Here is an 18472-nt window from a genome sequence, read left to right on the forward strand (position 1 = left end):
CCTCACGTCATTTCACGGGCGCGCTCATCGGAAAGGGCAGTACGTCGCCAGAAATCCGAGCAGAAGTTCTGATCCCGGAGCCCTTCCAACTGGGGCCATTCCGAAAAACCGGCCCGGAAGGCTGCGGCGCTCATCCGCTGGTCCTTGTAAGGGTTCATCCGGCCGCCAGCTTCCACGGTCATGCGGTCCAACGTCTCAAGGAGTGCCAGGGTACGGGGACCGCGATTGGGAAAATCCATCGTCAGCGTGTAACCGGGCCGCGGGAAGGAAAGCAGGCCGGGTGAACGCACAGCGCCAAACCGCTTCAGCACGGTCAGGAAGGATGCATGACCGGCCGTGCGGCTTGCCGTGAGCATGTCCGGAATGACCGAACGGGCCGCCTCGAATGGGATGACGCTCTGATGCTGGTAGAGTCCGGCCGGTCCATAGAGCTTGTTCCAATCTTTGACGCCATCCAGCGGGTAAAAGAAGGCGCCGTAGTCGGTCAGATGCGTGCCCCTATGTCGGCTCTTGGCACGGAAATAGGCGCTGTTGAACAAGGTGAGGCTCAACCGGTTCAATGCGGAAAAAGGCAGATCAAACGGAACGCCCAGCCGCGCGCGTTTGGTGCCGCTCCGGAAATTGCCGTTGTCGGCATGGTTGCCGGTAATCAGCACGCCCCGCCCGGCCGCACTGCCGGAGGCGAGTTGATCGACCCAGGCGACTGCATATTCGTTTTCGGCGTCGGCAGCCTCAGCCAGGTCGAAATAGCCATCGAGGTTGGCGAAGCGTGTTATCCGCTCTTGAATGTCGAGCGATCCGACGCGCATCAGCTTCAGTCGTGCACTCAAGATCAGGCCCGTGAGCCCCAGCCCACCAATCGTCGCGGCGAACAGTTCGCGGTTCTCTTCTGGCGTGCAGTGGTAGCGGACGCCATCGGAGCGCAGGAGTTCGAAGCTCTCGACATGGCAACCGAATGTTCCACGCAGGTGGTGGTTCTTGCCATGGACGTCATTGGCGATCGCACCACCCAAGGTCACAAAACGCGTGCCGGGCGTTACAGGCAGGAAATAACCGAATGGCGCGGCGTGCGTAACGATCTCCTCGAGGCTGGTGCCGGCTTCCGCATCGATAACACCCGTCTCCGGATCGAAAAGGCAAATGGCCTTCCTGGGGCGCATCTGAACGAGCGATCCTGCGTCGTTGTGACAGCTGTCGCCATAGGACCGGCCGTTACCAAAAGCCAGCAGGCTGGGTAAAGTCGCAGAACCTCGGAGCAAGTCGCGCATCGCCAGCTCGGCAGGCATTGCCTGCCTCTCGCGACGAACCACTCGCCCGAAATTGTCAAATGACGCGCACATCAGAGGATCGTCGCCACAAGGACAAGCAGGGCGCCGAGGCCGATGAACAGCTGGCTACGCCAGTCTGTCGCCATGAATACGACGGGGTCATCGACCATCTCGCGGCGGTGTGCGAGGATCCATACCCGCATGTTGATATAGAGGACGATAGGCACGAGTGGCCATATCAGCCATGGCTCGGAATAGAGGCCCTTGATCTCGCTCGATTGGATATAGAGTGACAGAACAAGGCTGGCAGCGAACGCCGAGGCCACACCGCTTTGCCCCACAACTTGGATATCTTCCGGACGATAGCCGCGCCCTGCAATCCGGTCACCTTCGTCGGCTGTAGAAAACTGCAGCTCGACGTAACGCTTCACAAAGGCCAGTGAGAGGAAGAAGAAGAGCGCGAAGGCCATCAACCAGAACGACAATGGCAGCGAAGCGGCCGCCTTCCCGCCGAGGAGCCTGAGACCATACAAGCCGGCAAGGCAGATGACGTCGAGCAGCAGCATACGTTTGATCACCAGCGAATAGGCCGTCGTCGTCACCAGATAGATCGCGATCACCGCGGCAAACATCGGCGGCAAGAAGAAGCAGATCGCAGCCGCGCCCAGAAGCAGAAGCGCAGAAACTGATAACCCAAAAGGAATGCTCAGCTGGCCGCTTGCGAACGGGCGATTGCGCTTGGTGGGATGCTGGCGATCAAGCGGCAAATCGATGATATCGTTGAGGATATAGATGGCCGAAGCAGAGATAGAGAAGGCCACGAACGCGATGAATGAGGCAAGGAAGGTTTGCGGGTCAAGAATGTTATGGGCAAGCACCGCGGGGGCGAAGACCAGGAGGTTCTTCAGCCACTGATGGACGCGCAACATCTTGATATACGTTTTGAGCCCGGTGGGCTTGGCATCGAACCGCTGGCAACCGTGGGTCCTTTGATAGCGGTGGGCCCTTGTGTCCGGGGCCACTACAATCGAGTTGCGTGCTGCCTCGAAGACAGCAACATCCGCATGGTCGTTGCCGGCATAGTCGAAGCCCTTCGGGCCATAGCGATTGGACAGTAGCGAAGCCTTGCGCTGTGCCGCGAGATTGTTGGACGGACTTGTGGAGTGGACGGCGCTAAAAATTCCGAGCTGCGTGGCCACCGCTTTCGCAAAAGGTTCGGCTGCCGCTGTCGCCAGGACCAACTCGCGACCAGAGGCGTGCTGACCATACAGGAAGGCCAGAAAATCCTGGCGGTAGGGCAGGTGGGCTGCGTCGAGCGTGACGCGGCGCGCGATTTCCGACTTCAGATGCGCCTTGCCGGACAAGAGCCAGATCGGCAATAGAAAGAGGAAAAGAGGGTTCTTTCTCAGAAGGAGAAACACGCTTTCCCAAAGAAGATCGGTTGACACGAGCGTCCCATCCAAGTCGACCGCCAGCGGTATTTCCTTGCTATGTTGTGCTCGCACATTCATTTCGATACTCATCCCCATAGGCGAGGGTATCGCCTGTTGTTTCGCCCATGCCGGCAACGCCGGAAAGCGGTCTGCCGCCCCTTTGCGTGGTCGCTTCTTGTGCCGGCGCGCTTCGGGCATCTCTCCCTGCCTCGAAACGGTTCACCTCACCGCGCATCGACGGCACGTCCCACGTTTGCCGACGGGAGTCCGCGCCTTGCCTCCGAACTTTGCGGGGAAATTAGACTTTCAGCTCGCAATCCCAGGTTAATGGATCGGCTTTTCAAGTTGCGTTGGATCAGTTTTCAAAGGTCTGTTTGAAAATAAGGTTTAGAAATTCTTCCGTTTCGCCCCTAACGATGAGTTACATCGGGCCGTAACGGTTGTTTCTGGTCTTCATGGGGAAGCGCGACCGCCGAACATGGCACCACAAGCCGCATGTTCTTTTTGGTGGCAGAGGCCCTTGGAGCCAAGGCGTCTGATGCACAGCAGAGCGGCACAACCGTGACGTGCCGCACGCTGTCGCAATGGGAGGAAGGTGTTGGGAACGTGACGAGCAGGTGTCAGCCATTCACAACTTGATGCCGTGGTCAGCAATGAAGTCGATCATCGCGCGGTCCTCGACCTCGGACTGCTCGATGTTGCGGACTATGATACTGATCTTTTCAGCAAACCGCTCGGCAGAGGCGGCATAGTTGGAGCCACGTGCCAACTTCGCCGCCATCTCCTCGGCAGATTTGCTGTAGTAATGATTGAGCTGAAGATAGGCGTTGGAATAGAACTGCGGGTCCTTGCGACCGTTTCGACTGGTTCGATAGCCGGCATCATTCATGGTCAGATCACCGAACTGGCGCGTCTTGAACTGATGGATCGTCACTTCCACGACTTCGCAGGGATCCACGATGCACTTGAAGTTGGTGGAGTGTTCCTGGCGACTGAGGGGTTCGGCACTTCGCTTCGTGTAATTGTGCACGACAGGTCCCACGGGTCTGGACTTGTGCCCGCTGGTCCCGAACATGTGCCAGGGTAGCGAGACGTTCGGAAAATCGCCGGTCGCGACCAACGCCTCTTCAATGGTTGTGCCTGTTCGCGGCAGAAGGAACTCATCGGCGTCTATGAATGCCATCCGGCGAAAGCGCCCGCCGAAGTTGAGGATGGCGTGTGCGAAGGCCAGCACCTGTCCGTCGATCAACTGATCAGTCTTGGTCGACAGAACCCGGCCAGCCCAGGGTACTATGGTGAGCTCCCCAGGTTCCAGAACCTCACGAAGCACGTCGCAGGAATCGTCGGTCGATCCATTGTCGTAGATGATGAAATGGCCAACGCCGACCGCCTTGTGAAATCGCGCCCACTCCCCAATGTAGCGACCTTCGTCCTTGACGCAGGCCGTAATTGCGACCCCATTCCGCGCGGGTTCGGGTTTAGGCGGAGTGATGGACAGGGTTTTGATTCCGCTCCGATGTTTGCCAAACCAGCGCATTCCGCCTCCATAGAAGCCGCAGTTCGCGGCACAGCAACACGCCCAAGCGAGGCTATATTGACAAGGCAAGGTGGCAATTTCAATATGCCTAATACCTGAATCGCCTTGTGATTGCAAAAAGATGGAAGGTGTCGGCATGCGAGATGACGTTGTGCGAATTTTTGTCGGCTTCGATTCCAAGGAGGTCGTCGCCTATCACGTTCTTTGCCAAAGCATAGTTGAGCACTCCAGCCTACCGGTGGTGTTCTCGCCAATCGTTTTGAACAATCTCGGCGATCTCTTTACCCGCGAGCGCAATCCGCTGCAGTCGACCGAATTTTCCTTTTCCCGCTTCCTCGTGCCCTATCTGAGCAACTATGAAGGCTGGAGCATCTTCATGGACTGCGACATGCTCGCGCGCGCCGACATCGCCAAACTCTGGTCACTTCGCGACGACAGATTTGCTGCGATGTGCGTGAAGCACGACTATGTCCCGAAGGTCGAGACGAAGTTTCTCGGCCAGACACAGACGAAGTACGAGAAGAAGAACTGGTCGAGCATGATCCTGTTCAACAACGCCCGGTGCAAGGCGCTTACCAGAGATTATGTCAACACGGCCACCGGGCTTCAGTTGCACCAGTTCAAGTGGCTCGAGAGCGAGCAGCAGATCGGTAATATCCCGGTGGTGTGGAACTACCTGGTCAACGAATACGACTATCGCGCGGACGCCAAGCTGGTGCATTTCACGGATGGCGGCCCCTACTTCAACGAGTATCGCAACGACGACTATGCCGAGGAATGGTTCGCGATGCGCGATCGCGTCGTCTCGGTGCAGCAGAAGTAGCCGGGCGGCTTCATGGGAACGCCCCGCAACGCCGCGGACGCTGGCTTACCTCCGCCGGGATCGACCTCGGGACTGACGCGACCGGAAGATTGGCGCCAGATTTTCTCCGCGTACTCCCATATTGTTCTTGTAGCCAACAGCACCGCGGTGGATGTCGGGGCACTCCGTGCCCTTTACCCAGCAACGACCCTGTATGTTTTCTTCAACCGGGTTATCAAGGTATTGGATCGTCCCTTCGAGGGACACGCGCTGCTTGTCTGTAGGGGACAGCCCAACGGTGCTAACATTGTCTACCGCGGCGAGGTCGGGGAGATCCTTTCCTATTTCGAGAAGGCGACATTTCTCGGCATTATGAACATCAGGCTCAATGTGGAAGAGAGGCTCAACTCTGCGGCGGACTTCAAGAATGCGCCGACCGGCCATCTCGACTTCGTGGGCCACTTCGACGATTTCTACACTGCAGGAAAAACGCCGACGAGCGGCTTTGCGATCGCCCTGTGGCTAAGCGAACTGGGGCTTCAGTCAAAGATCACCCTGGCGGGCTTTTCCGCCAGGCGGACCGAGAAGTGGCGGGTTGTGTCGGCCCACGATTGGAGCTTCGAGCAGGTTTTCATCCGTCTGTTCGCAAGGCTCGGCAAAATCGATATCCAAGGTGGCGTGGGGGCCAATGCCTATGCTGCGCTGACGAAGCGTTTTCCTGAGATACCGCCGGCAGAGATTGCACTCGCTGCCTCGGAAGTGTTGTCGGAGCGGCTTTCCAACACCGACGCCGAGGTCGACAAACTCATATCGTTGACGAACTTCATTCGTGCGGCTGACGAACTATTGAGGCGGCTCAAGCCCTCCATCCTGAAGCGGCAGCGGCCCGGTAGCAGCTAAGCTCAAATCGGGCGGCAGACGATGCCCCGTCTAGTCGACAGCCGCCGCGCGGGAGATGATCTGGCGAGTAAGCTTGACATCACCCGTTGGTGATCCCTATCCGCTGGTTGGCTTGGCGGCGCCTTCCTCGACCCTCGCCTCCCACCTTCTGATGAGTGCGCTGCATCGCCTATCAACTTGCCGCGGTCGAAGCCTCGATGATGGGGTCAGAAAATTTCAAAGTCCGAAATGACGATGAAACGCACATCTGCGCCGTCAGCATGTTCATGCCGCTTCGATATCTGTGCGTGAGAAATCATCGCCCTTGAACAACAACGGCTCGTCGCGTGTCTTGGCCAAGGCATATGAGAAGCAGTCACCGTAGTTCAGGCCTGCTGGATGGCGTCCTTTGCCGAAGTTGCGCCATGCGCGTCGCGCGATCGCTATTTGATCGGTGTCTACGGCCACGATTTCGACGCCGGCCTTGTGAAGCCACAGATCCAATTCCGCAGACCCCGCTTCACCCAGTCGCGCCTCGATCACCATGGCCAGTTCGAGGACCGAGGCCGCTGACATGAAGCGCCGTGGGGCATCGACAATCTTTGTCTCGAAAATTTCCGCTTCCGGTTCGTTGAGGGCGATCGCAACGATCGCTGATGTGTCGATGACCATCAGCCGGGAAGCCCATTTTCGTCATAGCCCACAATCTCGTCGGCCGAGCGGTTGTCGAGGATTGGCAATTTTGCCCAGCGCTTGCGGCTCGCGGCGAGTTCCTCCAGCAGCACGGTACGATTTCCGGCATTGGCGAGGCGCCGCAGTCGCTCTTCGAGCGCGCGGCGGGTGGCCATGGTGATGGTCTCGCCCGTTTTCTCAGCCAGCGCCTTTGCCAAACGTTCGGTCTCCGAATCCTTGATACTGAGTGCCATCGTTGGTTCCTTGGTTCCTGTTGTTCTATATTCTACCTAGGTGAGGGGAGGGATGGCAAGAGACTGCCCGGGCGCCGCCATCTGCGCCCGTCAATCCACCGGGTGACAAATCTGTCCCGCAGAAGTCGAGGCGGAACTTGTGCTTCTTCACCTTGTCACTATAGCGCAGCTTCCGCAATCAGACGGCGGTACCTGCTGCGAAAGGTGAAAGCAGGCCGGTAGAGCCAACGACGAATGCGACCAATGCTACGCTATCGCCCGACTGGTGGTAGTAGCCAAAAAAGGCCGACAAAGTTTTCCGACTTTGCCGACCTCTTTAGTACACGAGAGCCACATCTAGTGGTTCAAGTGCAGTGTTCTCCGCCTCTGGCGGGCGTCATGATTTCAGGCGATCGATTGTCCCCGGTATCGGCAGACAACGGATCGACTGCACTCAAGTCAGACTTTGCCTACAGCATCCAGGAACTTTCTCTCATCGATCTCGATGAGGATTCGCTTCCCGTGTTCTGCGACGTCTTTAAGTAGCGGCTTCAACGAGGTTGGGTGATCGAGAACCACGGTTTCCCATCCGTATGCCCGCGCAATCGCCTGGAAATCGGGCGTATAGATGTCGACCCCTTGAGGCTCGACGCCCAAGGCCTTCATGTGCGTCTTGATCTCGCCGTAGCCAGAATTGTTCCACAGGAGAATGGCCAGAGGCGTATCGGCATCGATTGCCGCGCCGAGTTCGGCCAAGGTGAATTGAATTCCGCCATCGCCGATGACACAGACGACCGGTCGGTCCGGTACGCCCAAGGCGGCGCCAATCGCGGCCGGAAGGGCGTAGCCGAGGGTGCCGTAGCCGGTGGAGGCGCAGAACCAGGAGCGAGGACGGGCAGCACCATATGCGAGACAGCCGGCATAGGCGGGCTGGGTGGAATCACCGACCACCACCGCATCCGGCAGGCACTCCCGTACCGTGTCAAGAAGCTGCAAACCGGCTGACATCACCGGATCCAGTCCACGCCGCACTTCCGTCCGCGCCAGATCCGCCCGCTCGGCCCCGTTGCGATTGCCGGCGGGTAGAATGACGGCGCTGAGTGCACTGAGTGCCGAGGCTGCATCGCTGATCAGCGTCAAATCTGCTCGGGCGCCACGCACCGCTTGCTCGGGGTCAATCTCGATGCGAACCAACCGACCATTTATCGCCGGCCGACCTGTTCCATACGGGTCGAAATCTGTCGGCCCCAATTCAGTGCCCACGGCCAGGACGAAGTCCGATTCGGCGATCAGTTCGGCGCAGCCCTTGAGACTCGGCGTGCAGGGAACGGCTAACGGATGGCCAGCGGGCAAAATCCCGCGACCGTTGACGGTCATGACGACAGGGGCGTCAAGCGCTTCTGCGATCGACCGCAGCTCCGAAGCAGCATCGGCTGCCCCGCCGCCAGCGAGGATGATGGGCTTGGCGCAGTCTGCGGCAAGCGTTCTTATCTGCGCGATCGCCGCGGCGTTGGGGCCGGGCTTAAAGGGAGCCGGCGCGCGCTTCTTAATGGGAAGGCGACTTGCATCTTGAGCCATCAGGTCCAGCGGAATCTCGATATGGACCGGCCGCGGTCTGGCGGATGCGAAAATCGCGAAGGCGCGGGCAAGCACGCCTTCGAGTTCTTCCAGCTTCACAATGGTGTGGCTGAACGCTGTGATTTGGCTCATGAGTTGCCGTTGATCGGGGAGCTCATGCAGAAAGCCGTCGCCGGAGTTCATAGCGCCCAGCGCGTTAACGCCGGAGATCACCAGCATGGGCACGGAATCGGCGTAGGCCTGGCCTACGGCCGTTGCGACATTGGTCAGCCCAGGTCCGGTGATGATGAAGCAGACGCCGGGCTTTCCGGATGCACGTGCGTACCCGTCCGCCATGAAGCCCGCACCCTGCTCGTGGCGTGGGGTGATGTGCCGAATGCCGCTTCCCGGAAGGCCGCGATAAAGTTCAATCGTATGAACTCCGGGAATGCCGAAAACCGTATCGACATCATATGTACGTAAGAGTTCAACCAGATAGGTTCCAAACGTCTTCATTCTTGCTCTCATTACCGAAAATTACGCTGTTCGAGGCCCATGCACTCCGATGGGCGCTTCGAGCGAGCTAGTTGCCAAAGCCGACGATGCCCTTTGTCTCCAGGAACTCCTCGATTCCGAAGGCTCCATACTCACGGCCGTTGCCTGACTGCTTGTAGCCACCAAACGGAGCATGGAGGTCCCAGTCGGGGTAATTGATGTTGATCGTGCCGGCACGCAATTGCCGGGCCACGCGGCGCGCCTGCTCGATATCTCCTGATTGCACGTAGGCGGCGAGGCCGTAGGGCGTGTCGTTGGCGATGCGGATCGCCTCCGCTTCGTCGGCATATGGGATGATAACGAGAACCGGGCCGAATATTTCTTCCCTGGAAACGGTCATGTCCGGTTTCACGCCGCCGAAAACCGTTGGCCTGACATAGTACCCGCGATTTAGGCCGGCAGGCCGACCCAGACCGCCTGCTACGAGCACCGCGCCTTCTGAGCAGCCAGCCTCGATCAACCGCTGGATCTTGTCATATTGCGCCCGGCTCACGACCGGACCGAGCACCGTGCCCGCTTCCTTCGGATCGCCGACAGTGCTTTCTTCTGCAACGGCCTTCGCGATCTCCAGAGCTTCCTCGTGGCGATCAAGCGGGACGAGCATGCGCGTGGGTGCATCGCAGGACTGGCCGGTGTTGGCAAAGCAGGAGGTGACGCCTACCCGGACGGCGTTTTCTAGGTCGGCATCCGGCAGGATAATGTTGGCTGATTTGCCGCCGAGCTCCTGCGATACGCGCTTTACGGTGTCTGCTGCCAGCTTGGCCACTTGCACGCCCGCACGCGTCGAGCCCGTGAAGGAGACCATGTCGATATCCGGATGGGAGGCAATGGCTTGTCCGACTTCCGGGCCGGTTCCGTTCACAAGGTTGAATGCGCCTTGTGGGACGCCGGCGGCATGCATCACTTCGGCAAAGATGATACCTGTCAGAGGTGCGATCTCGCTCGGCTTTAGAACCACTGTGCAGCCTGCGGCGATGGCCGGCGCCACCTTGCAGACGATCTGGTTCAACGGCCAATTCCATGGCGTGATCATGCCGACAACGCCGATCGGCTCCCGCACAACACGGGTGGTACCGCGCTGACGCTCGAACTCGAACGCCTCCATTGCCTCGATGGCCGCCTCAAGGTGAGCCTGCCCCGTGAACGCTTGCGCCTCGCGGGCAAAATCGATCGGAGCCCCCATTTCGCGGCTGACCGCCTGAGCGATGTCCTCGTAACGCGCATTGTAGGCTGCGAGTATGCGACGCAGGAGTTCGAGGCGCTCCTCCTTGCTGGTGCGAGAAAATCCGTCGAAAGCGCGGCGAGCGGCCTTCACGGCACGATCTACATCCGCCGAAGTGCCAACCGCAATTTGCGTGAATGCCTCTTCCGTGGAGGGATCTATGACCTCCAGCGTGCTGCCCCCCAAGGGGTCGACCCACGCACCATCAATGTAGAACTGGAGTTCATGCCGCATTTGTCTCTCCTCTATGCGAACTCAATCCGCTGCCGCCTTCTCAAGCGGAGCTTCGATCCCATCCCCCGTGGGCGCGCTTATAGGCCTCGAAGGCTGGGTGAATGTGGTCGACGCACAGCCGCGTCAGGGCGGCCCGATCGGCATTGATGAGTGCGTCGATCATCTCGCGATGTTCCAGGCGGGATTGCTGAAGCATCACCGGATTGCCGATGGCGTAACTGTGGATAGCCGTTGTGCGTGCCCAGTACGTTGCAATCGCTTCTGCCAGGAAGCGGTTGTTGCACGCAGCGAACACGGTGTCGTGGAATGCGTTGTTGAGCACCGCGGTCTGTTTCAGATCCATCTTATCGACACAGGCGGAATACTCGGCGTGAATGCGCTCAAGCTCTTCGATAAGCTCGAGGGGTGCGGGGAGGGGAATGCGGCGCGCCGCCTCGGCCTGGAGGATCTCGCGCACCTCACACAGCTCTTCCACTTCCTCCACCGAGAAGTCGCGCACCACGACCCCGCGATTGGGGCGGCGTGTAACAAGCCCGATCTGTTCTAGTGTCACCATGGCGGCACGGATGACGTGCCGACTTACATTGTACTGTTCGCTGAGATCCTGTTCGACAAGACGTTCGCGCGGCCGCAGCCGCCCGAAGATAATCGCCTCGCGAATTGTATCAACCAAGTCGACCTCGGATTTATGGAGAGCCTGCTCGTTCATGAATGTCTCCCTATTTGTGTTGTCGCTCGACTAGCGTCTGCCACCTAAGCGATAGCTTGGACATAGTCGGCAATCGCTAATGATGCAGTAAGTCCAGGTGACTCGATACCAAAAAGGTTGATCAGACCCGCCGCGCCAAACTGCCTGCCATCCTGAATTACGAAGTCTGCAGCAGGTGTCCCCGTCCCATGCAGCTTGGGCCTTATCCCGCTGTAGTCCGGAGCAAGGGCGCCATCCGGCAAGGCCGGCCAGTATCGCCGGATCGCGTCTTCGAACGACGGAAGGCGCTCTTCGCAAACCCGATAGTCGATCTCATCGACCCATTGTACATCCGGACCGAACCGGGCACGCCCAGCAAGGTCCAGCGTCAGGTGGATCCCCATGCCACCGTCTGACGGCATCGGGTAAATGAGATGCTTGAAAGGGGACCTGGGCATAAGCTTGAAATAGTTGCCCTTCGCAAGGAATTGGCGCGGAATTGCTTCGGAGGGGAACCCCTCAATCAAGGAGGCAAGCCGTTGGGCTGACAATCCTGCGCAATTGACGACCGTTTTACAGGAGAGGGCGGATTTCCCGTCCTGATCGACAAGAAGCGAAACGCCGCGCTCCGTGATCTTTCCGGCGATCACGTTCGCGCCCAGAATGGCAGCGCCGCCGCTGTTTTCGAGATCGCCCAGGTAGTTGAGCATCAGCTCGTGCACATCAACGATACCGGTGGACGGCGAAAGCAAGGCTGCAGAGCAATTGAGCGCAGGCTCCCGTAAGAGGGCCTCTGTCTGGTCCAGTAGAACAAGATCGTCGACGCCGTTTGCCGCCGCATTCTGCATCAGTTGGTGCAGCCTCGAGACTTCCTTGTCCGACCCGGCGACAATCAGCTTGCCGACCTGCGAATGGTGTATCTGCCGCTCCCGGCAATAGGCGTACAGCGCGGTCTTGCCTTCGACACACAACCGCGCCTTCAACGATCCCGGCACATAGTAGAGGCCCGCGTGGATGACTTCCGAGTTTCGCGAGCTGGTGCCGGAGCCGATCATCCGCTCTGCTTCCAGTAGGATTACCTCGCGCCCGGCAAGCGACAAAGCGCGCGCGACCGCCAACCCAACGACGCCGGCCCCGACGACGACCGCGTCGACATTTTCATGAGTGCTCGGTTCCCAAGTCATGCTTTTCATCCTGCTAACTTGCCTCCCTGTACACATAAAATGAATTGTCGACAAGTTGGTTGACAACATTGGCGAACATTTTGTAGTCGATATGCCAAGACATTCGGAAGGACCGGAGGACAAGCCGCATGGATCTGAAAAACTGCAACGCGCTGCTATCGCCGCTGAACATTCGCGGTGCGCGGCTCAAGAACCGGATCATGTCCACCGGTCACGATACGACGCTCCCCACGGCAGCCTTGGTCAACGACGCGCTGATCGCTTATCAGGAAGCCCGCGCTCGCGGTGGTGCCGGCCTGATCGTCGTTCAAGTCGCCGGCGTTCACGAGACGGCCCGTTACACCAATCACATCCTGATGGCCTCAAGCGACGACTGCATTCCAGGCTATCGCCGCCTGGCGGAAACGGTTCACCGCTACGGCACCACGATATTCGGCCAGATTTTCCATCCTGGACGGGAAATCACCGAGGCCCAGGGAGGCATGCTGGCAGTTGCGTACGCGCCATCGGAAGTGCCGAATGAGCGCTATCATGTCATGCCGCGGCCGATGACCGAGGCGCTTATTCGGGAGATCGTGTCCTCTTTTGGTGATGCGGCTGGTCGTCTGTATGAGGCCGGCCTTGACGGAGTCGAGCTCGTTGCAAGCCACGGCTACCTTCCGGCGCAGTTCATCAGTCCCCGGGTCAATCTGCGGACCGACATGTATGGCGGCAGCCTAGAAAACCGTCTTCGTTTCATCCGCGAAGTGCTGGCCGACGTCCGTGCAAAGACGAGCAAGGACTTCGTCGTTGGTTTGAGAATCTCCGGTGGCGAACACGATCAGCAAGGCTTGACCGGTGATGAGGCACTTGAGGCGATCTGTTCGCTGGAAAAGGACATCGACTATGTCCATGTGGTGGCCGGCAGCTCGGCCTCCAGCGGTGGCGCTGTACACATCGTGCCGCCGATGTCGATCTCAAACGGCTATATGGCGCCCTTCTCCGCCTCGGTTAAGGCCCGTGTCTCCATCCCGGTGTTCGTGACTGGTCGTATCAACCAGCCGCAGGATGCCGACGCCATCATCGCGTCCAACCAGGCCGACGTGTGCGGCATGACGCGTGCATTGATCTGCGATCCGGAAATGCCGAACAAGGCGATCGAGGGACGGCTCGACGACGTTCGTGCTTGTATTGCGTGCAACCAGGCCTGCATCGGGCACTTCCACAAAGGGGCACCGATCTCCTGTATTCAGCACCCGGTGACCGGCCGCGAAATGGTATACGGAAGCATGCCGTCCGCGCAGCAGAAGAAGAAGGTCATGGTCGTCGGTGGCGGTCCGGCTGGCATGAAGGCAGCAGTGGTGGCGGCGCAGCGCGGCCATGACGTCACGCTCTTCGAAGCGAGCGGTCGCCTTGGCGGGCAGGCTTTGCTTGCGCAGTTGCTTCCCGATCGCATGGAATTCGGCGGTCTTGTCACCAATCTGGAGCGGGAGCTGGCAAATTCCGGAGTGGCAATCCGGCGCAACACGCCCGTCGATCGCTCCGTGATCGAAGAACATGCTCCTGACTCGATCATCGTTGCGACTGGTGCCCGCCCTTACAGGCCTCCGCTGGAGGGGGACGGCACTCTCGACGTCGTAGACGCATGGGACGTGCTGACTGGCAAAGCCAAAGTCGGCGGATCGATTGTGGTGGCCGACTGGCGCTGCGACTGGATCGGCATCGGCATGGCCGTGCACTTCGCGCGCAACGGAAATCTTGTCCACCTCGCAGTCAATGGCACGATGCCGGGCGAGTCGATCCCGCTCTACATCCGCGATCAGTCAAACGCGGAGTTGCGGAGGTTGGGTGTGAAGGTGATCCCGTATGCGAGGCTGTATGGATATGACGATACGACGGTCTATCTGCAGGACACCATCAACAGCGATCCTATCCTTCTCGAAGACGTCAACGCGCTCGTTCTGTGTACGGGACACCGAGCAGTAAACGAACTGGCCAACTCACTTGAGGACTTTTCCGGTGACGTTCACGTCATCGGCGACTGTCTGGCGCCACGGACCGCCGAGGAAGCGATTTATGACGGCTTGCGCGTAGCCGCGCTCATCTAACAGCGGGTGGCGGCGGTGCTGCCGCTGCTACCCCGGAAAATACTGTTCAATCAACGTGGCTAGGTCAGAGATGCGAGATGTTTCCAAAGCCGAGAACGCTATCGGCGCTGCAGCCAACCATGGCGACAGCCTAAACGGCGAAGCGAAGGTGCTGCTCAGCGTACGCAATATCATAAAGCGTTACGGGTCCGTGGTTGCCGTCGACAACATCTGTCTGGATATTCGCGAGGGCGAGTTCCTGACGCTGTTGGGTCCCTCCGGCTCGGGGAAGACGACTCTGCTCATGATGATCGCAGGGTTTGTCGCTCCCAGCGCAGGCGAGATGCTTCTTGGAGGTGCCGACGTCGCTCCGCTGCCGCCGGAGAAGCGCAACTTCGGGATGGTTTTCCAAGGCTATGCCTTGTTCCCCCACCTTTCGGTATTCGACAACGTCGCGTTCCCGCTGCGCGTGCGCGGCGTAGAGAAGGTTGCTATTCGGGAAAAAGTGCTGTCAGCACTCAAGCTCGTGCATATGGATGCCTATGCCGAACGCATGCCGAAGGCGCTCTCGGGCGGGCAGCAACAACGCGTCGCCCTTGCGCGCGCGATGGTCTTCCATCCTGAAGTTCTGCTTCTCGATGAGCCACTGGGCGCATTGGACCGGCAGTTGCGAGCGAGCCTTCAGGACGAACTCAAAGCCTTGCATCGCCGGCTCGGTACGACGTTCGTCTGTGTAACGCACGACCAGGAAGAAGCGATGTCGATGTCGGACCGGGTCGTGGTGATGCGCGATGGCCGGATTATCCAGGTCGGTGAGCCCGCGGCTATCTACCAGCGCCCGCGTTCGCGCTTCGTTGCCAACTTTCTCGGTGAGAGCAACCTGCTGGATGCGACCGCAGTGGAAAAGGATGGGCAGTCGAGCGTGATTGAGATCGCCGGGCGCCGGCTGATAGTCGACGGCGCGGTGAGCGATCCTGGGAAGGCGTCCCTGAGCGTTCGACCGGAGCAGATCTCCATCGAACACCAGGCGCCGGCATCCGCAGATGGCGAGCTCGTAATACAGGGCAACGTTGCCGACGTGACCTTTGTGGGTGCCGACTACCGTGTGCAACTCAATACGGAAGCCGGACCTGTTATCGCGCGCTGCCGCACTTCAGAGCAAATCAGAGTACCAGGCCAGGGAGATCAAGTCTGGGCTCGATGCCACACCTCAGCCGTATGGCGAGTGGTGAACGACTGACCTGTAAACGAGGAGGAACTGTAATGCGCATGAAAACATTTCAGGCCGTAAGAGGCCGGCAGCTCGATATCGCTGGAAAGATGCTTCGCAATGAGCAAACCCGACGCGATTTTCTTCGCCTCTGTGCTGCAGCGGGCGTAGCGCCCACCCTCTTGGGCCTAGGATCCGGAATTGCAAACGCTAAGGCCCAGGAGATCGTACTTTCCAACTGGGGCGGCGACGCCACAAAGGTACATGGAAAAGTCTTTGGCCCCTATGCGGAGAAGACGGGCATCTCGGTGCAGTTCGATTCCAGCCCGCTGGAAGGCCGCATCAAAGCGATGGTCGACGCCAAGAACGTCATCTGGGATGTGATGGACATCGACAACTTCTCGGCTGTCAAGCTCGGCCGTGAAGGTTACCTGCGCCCGATCGACTACTCGATCGTCAGCCGCGACACGATCCCCGGCACATCGTTTGAACACGGCGTGGCAAACTATCTGATGTCCTATGTCATCGCATACGACAAATCCAAGTTCCCGGATGGCCCGCCGCAGACCTGGGCCGATTTCTGGGATGTCAAGCGGTTCCCCGGCAAGCGCTCGCTCTACAAGTGGCTGACCGGTGCACCTGAAGCAGCGTTGCTCGCTGACGGCGTCAGCAAAGACAAGCTCTATCCTCTCGACCTGCCGCGCGCGCTCGACAAGATCAAGCAGATCAAGGACGACCTCGTCTTCTGGGACTCTGGGGCGGAGAGCCAGCAGCTTCTGCGCAACGGCGACGTCACCATGGCCTGCATCTGGAGCAGTCGCGCGCAGATGCTGGAAAAGGAAACGGACGGACGTATCACATTCCATTGGAACGAAGCCGTCGCCTACGGCGATACATGGAGTGTGCCGAAGGACAACCCGGCCGGCGACGACGTCTGGGCCTTCATCGCCTGGATGCAGGAAGTCGACAAGCAGATTGCTATTCTTGCCGGCCTCGGAGCCGGACCGGCTACGCTGGAGGCAAGCGAGAAGACGCCGAGTGAACTGCAGCGGATCAACCCCGCTCACCCGGAGAACTTCAAGCTGCAGGTCCTGATGGACGCCCAGTGGTGGTCAGAAAATTACGACCAGGCTCTGGCCTCTTACACTGACATGATCGCCGGCTAAGGGTTTCGAGATGAATGACCAGCCTCGTTTTGCGGCCCTTGTGGCGCCAATTCTCATACTATTGGGGCTGGTCTATCTCGTCCCGCTCTTCGGTGTGTTGCTGATCAGCGTTACCGAACCGCAGGTCGGTTTCGGCAACTACACAGCCGCACTTGAGTCTTCGGCCGTTGCCAAAGTGGCCCTCACCACGCTGCGGATCTGCGGCATCACCACGATACTCAGCGTCGTGATCGGTTACATTCTCGCCTATGCGCATGTCAGCGCATCGGCGGGAATGCGCCGCATGATGATGCTCTTTGTCCTCGTGCCGCTATGGACCTCTGTCCTCATCCGCACATTCGCCTGGCTGATGATCCTTGGAGACAACGGCCCGGTGAACTCTGCCCTGACTTCGATTGGGTTCGGTCCTGCCGCGATGATGCACAACGAGTTTGGCGTGATCATCGGCATGACTCACTATCTCGTCCCCTATGCCATGCTGACGATCCTGTCGGGCATGACAGGCATTGACGAGCGCCTCATGATGGCGTCTCGGGGCCTGGGTGCCGGCCCGGTCCGCACATTCGCAAAGGTCTATTTCCCTCTCACGCTTCCTGGCGTATTCGCCGGAACTGTACTCTCGCTCGTCCTCTCGCTTGGCTTCTACATCACGCCGGTAATCCTCGGCGGCGGGCGCGTCGTGATGATCGGTGAATATATCAGCACGCAGATTCTGCTGATCTCGCGCTGGGGTACCGGCTCCGTACTTGCCACGCTCCTCTTGCTGGCAGTCATCCTAACAATAACCTTGGCGGCCCGTGTCGTCGACCTGCGGCGGATCTTTACAGCATGACGATGTCCTCTCGCTATTCCTTGCCGTTTTACGCTGTCACCTGGTGCGCACTGCTCTTTCTTATGGCGCCGATCTTCGTGGTGGTGCCCGTCTCGCTGACGCCGACGGACTTCCTTGCCTTCCCCACGGACGGTCTGTCACTGAAGCACTATGGGCAACTCTTCCTGGATCCCGCCTGGTACCGCTCCATGGGCCAGAGCATCCTGATCGGATTGGGTGCGGCAGCGCTTGCCACGATGGTGGGGACTGCCGCGGCCATTGGAGCGTCAAAGCTCCGCAGCGACCTTGCGATGGCAGTGCGCGTCCTGGCTATGCTGCCCTTGATCGTACCACCTGTCGTCTCGGCACTCGCCTTGTACCGGAGCTGGGTGATTTTGGGCCTCTTTGACAGCTGGGCCGGAACGATCCTTGCCCACGCCATCCTTGGCGTTCCCTACGTCTTCATCACGACGTCCGCAGCACTGTCGCGGCTCGACCCGAAAATCGAAATGGCGGCACGCAACCTGGGGGCCGGCTGGGCGCACACGCAACTGCGCGTCGTGCTTCCAAACATTCGCGCCGGCGTCTTGGCAGGGTCCGTCTTCGCCTTCATCGCGTCGTGGGATGAGCTGGTCGTGACCCTCTTCATCACAAGCCGGGGTATCTTCACTCTTCCCCGCCGGATGTGGGATGGGATCCGCGAAAACATCAGCCCCACCATCGCCGCGATCGCGACGATCCTCATTCTGTTCAGCTTGTTGCTGTTGCTGATCATGCGGCTCGTTGGAGGTCGCAACGAGCAATAGGGTCGCACAAGCGTCCAAGTGGGGCGGCGCTTCTCAAACGTAGCCTGGGCTGCGGGTCACAAACTGAATGAACGCTAGGGGCAGCTGCCGGGTTTGAATCGCTACGGCGGAAGGACCCTTCTGGCACACGATCAGAGTTCGGCAGGAAG

16 protein-coding genes are annotated in these 18472 nt (G+C 59.3%); 7 read left to right on the forward strand and 9 right to left on the reverse strand.

The features are described from left to right. Positions 1–2: 2 nt before the first annotated feature. The 3 genes from IB238_RS22080 to IB238_RS22090 all read right to left on the reverse strand — a co-directional run bounded on the left by IB238_RS22080 (position 3) and on the right by IB238_RS22090 (position 4238). The gene (locus tag IB238_RS22080; RefSeq protein ID WP_192252229.1) at positions 3–1340 is read right to left on the reverse strand and encodes an FAD-binding oxidoreductase; all 1338 of its coding nucleotides are present in this window, start codon (positions 1338–1340) and stop codon (positions 3–5) included. Next, positions 1340–2779: a UbiA family prenyltransferase gene (locus IB238_RS22085; RefSeq protein ID WP_192252234.1), complete on the reverse strand. Its 1440-nt coding sequence runs from the start codon at positions 2777–2779 to the stop codon at positions 1340–1342. The genes IB238_RS22080 and IB238_RS22085 overlap by 1 nt, the downstream gene beginning before the upstream one ends. A gap of 550 nt (positions 2780–3329) precedes the next feature. Beyond that, positions 3330–4238, reverse strand: a complete 909-nt coding sequence (locus tag IB238_RS22090) for a glycosyltransferase family 92 protein (protein ID WP_192252517.1) — start codon at positions 4236–4238, stop codon at positions 3330–3332. Positions 4239–4374: 136 nt separating this feature from the next. On the opposite strand from IB238_RS22090, the gene IB238_RS22095 reads away from it, so the two are divergent. Both IB238_RS22095 and IB238_RS22100 read left to right on the forward strand, forming a co-directional pair. Beyond that, the gene (locus IB238_RS22095) at positions 4375–5061 is read left to right on the forward strand and encodes a glycosyltransferase (RefSeq protein WP_192252237.1); all 687 of its coding nucleotides are present in this window, start codon (positions 4375–4377) and stop codon (positions 5059–5061) included. A gap of 12 nt (positions 5062–5073) precedes the next feature. Next, positions 5074–5940 (forward strand): 3-deoxy-manno-octulosonate cytidylyltransferase, encoded by an 867-nt coding sequence (locus IB238_RS22100; protein ID WP_192252240.1) that lies wholly within the window; start codon positions 5074–5076, stop codon positions 5938–5940. A gap of 264 nt (positions 5941–6204) precedes the next feature. Here the strand turns inward: IB238_RS22100 and IB238_RS22105 are convergent, their stop codons facing one another. The 6 genes from IB238_RS22105 to IB238_RS22130 all read right to left on the reverse strand — a co-directional run bounded on the left by IB238_RS22105 (position 6205) and on the right by IB238_RS22130 (position 12264). Further along, a complete protein-coding gene (locus IB238_RS22105; protein WP_192252243.1) occupies positions 6205–6591 on the reverse strand; it encodes a type II toxin-antitoxin system VapC family toxin in 387 nt (128 codons plus the stop codon). Further along, positions 6591–6845 (reverse strand): type II toxin-antitoxin system VapB family antitoxin, encoded by a 255-nt coding sequence (locus IB238_RS22110; protein WP_192252246.1) that lies wholly within the window; start codon positions 6843–6845, stop codon positions 6591–6593. Before IB238_RS22110 ends, IB238_RS22105 begins: the two co-directional genes overlap by 1 nt. Positions 6846–7283: 438 nt before the next feature. Next, positions 7284–8897 carry a 5-guanidino-2-oxopentanoate decarboxylase gene (locus tag IB238_RS22115; RefSeq protein WP_192252249.1) on the reverse strand — a complete coding sequence of 538 codons (1614 nt, stop codon included), beginning with the start codon at positions 8895–8897 and terminating at the stop codon, positions 7284–7286. 67 nt (positions 8898–8964) lie between these two features. After that, positions 8965–10392, reverse strand: coding sequence for an aldehyde dehydrogenase family protein (locus IB238_RS22120; RefSeq protein WP_192252252.1), 1428 nt, complete (start codon positions 10390–10392; stop codon positions 8965–8967). A 40-nt stretch (positions 10393–10432) separates the two neighbouring features. Beyond that, positions 10433–11101, reverse strand: coding sequence for a GntR family transcriptional regulator (locus tag IB238_RS22125; protein ID WP_192252255.1), 669 nt, complete (start codon positions 11099–11101; stop codon positions 10433–10435). A gap of 44 nt (positions 11102–11145) precedes the next feature. Beyond that, positions 11146–12264: an NAD(P)/FAD-dependent oxidoreductase gene (locus IB238_RS22130; protein WP_192252520.1), complete on the reverse strand. Its 1119-nt coding sequence runs from the start codon at positions 12262–12264 to the stop codon at positions 11146–11148. Between the two features lie 128 nt (positions 12265–12392). Here IB238_RS22130 and IB238_RS22135 point away from each other — a divergent pair, with 128 nt between their 5' ends. From IB238_RS22135 to IB238_RS22155, 5 genes are all read left to right on the forward strand, one after another. Continuing rightward, on the forward strand, positions 12393–14351 hold the full coding sequence (locus IB238_RS22135; protein ID WP_192252257.1) for an FAD-dependent oxidoreductase: 1959 nt from the start codon (positions 12393–12395) through the stop codon (positions 14349–14351). Between the two features lie 70 nt (positions 14352–14421). Beyond that, complete coding sequence (locus IB238_RS22140) at positions 14422–15570, forward strand: ABC transporter ATP-binding protein (RefSeq protein WP_192252260.1); 1149 nt, start codon at positions 14422–14424, stop codon at positions 15568–15570. A gap of 23 nt (positions 15571–15593) precedes the next feature. Beyond that, positions 15594–16706: an extracellular solute-binding protein gene (locus tag IB238_RS22145; protein WP_192252263.1), complete on the forward strand. Its 1113-nt coding sequence runs from the start codon at positions 15594–15596 to the stop codon at positions 16704–16706. 10 nt (positions 16707–16716) lie between these two features. Further along, entirely contained in the window at positions 16717–17538 is an 822-nt protein-coding gene (locus IB238_RS22150) for an ABC transporter permease (RefSeq protein WP_192252266.1), read from the forward strand. Further along, positions 17535–18323: an ABC transporter permease gene (locus IB238_RS22155; protein WP_210333675.1), complete on the forward strand. Its 789-nt coding sequence runs from the start codon at positions 17535–17537 to the stop codon at positions 18321–18323. Before IB238_RS22150 ends, IB238_RS22155 begins: the two co-directional genes overlap by 4 nt. Positions 18324–18472: the final 149 nt, after the last annotated feature.

Origin of the sequence: Rhizobium sp. ARZ01 (assembly GCF_014851675.1) — a bacterium.
GTDB lineage: Bacteria > Pseudomonadota > Alphaproteobacteria > Rhizobiales > Rhizobiaceae > Mycoplana.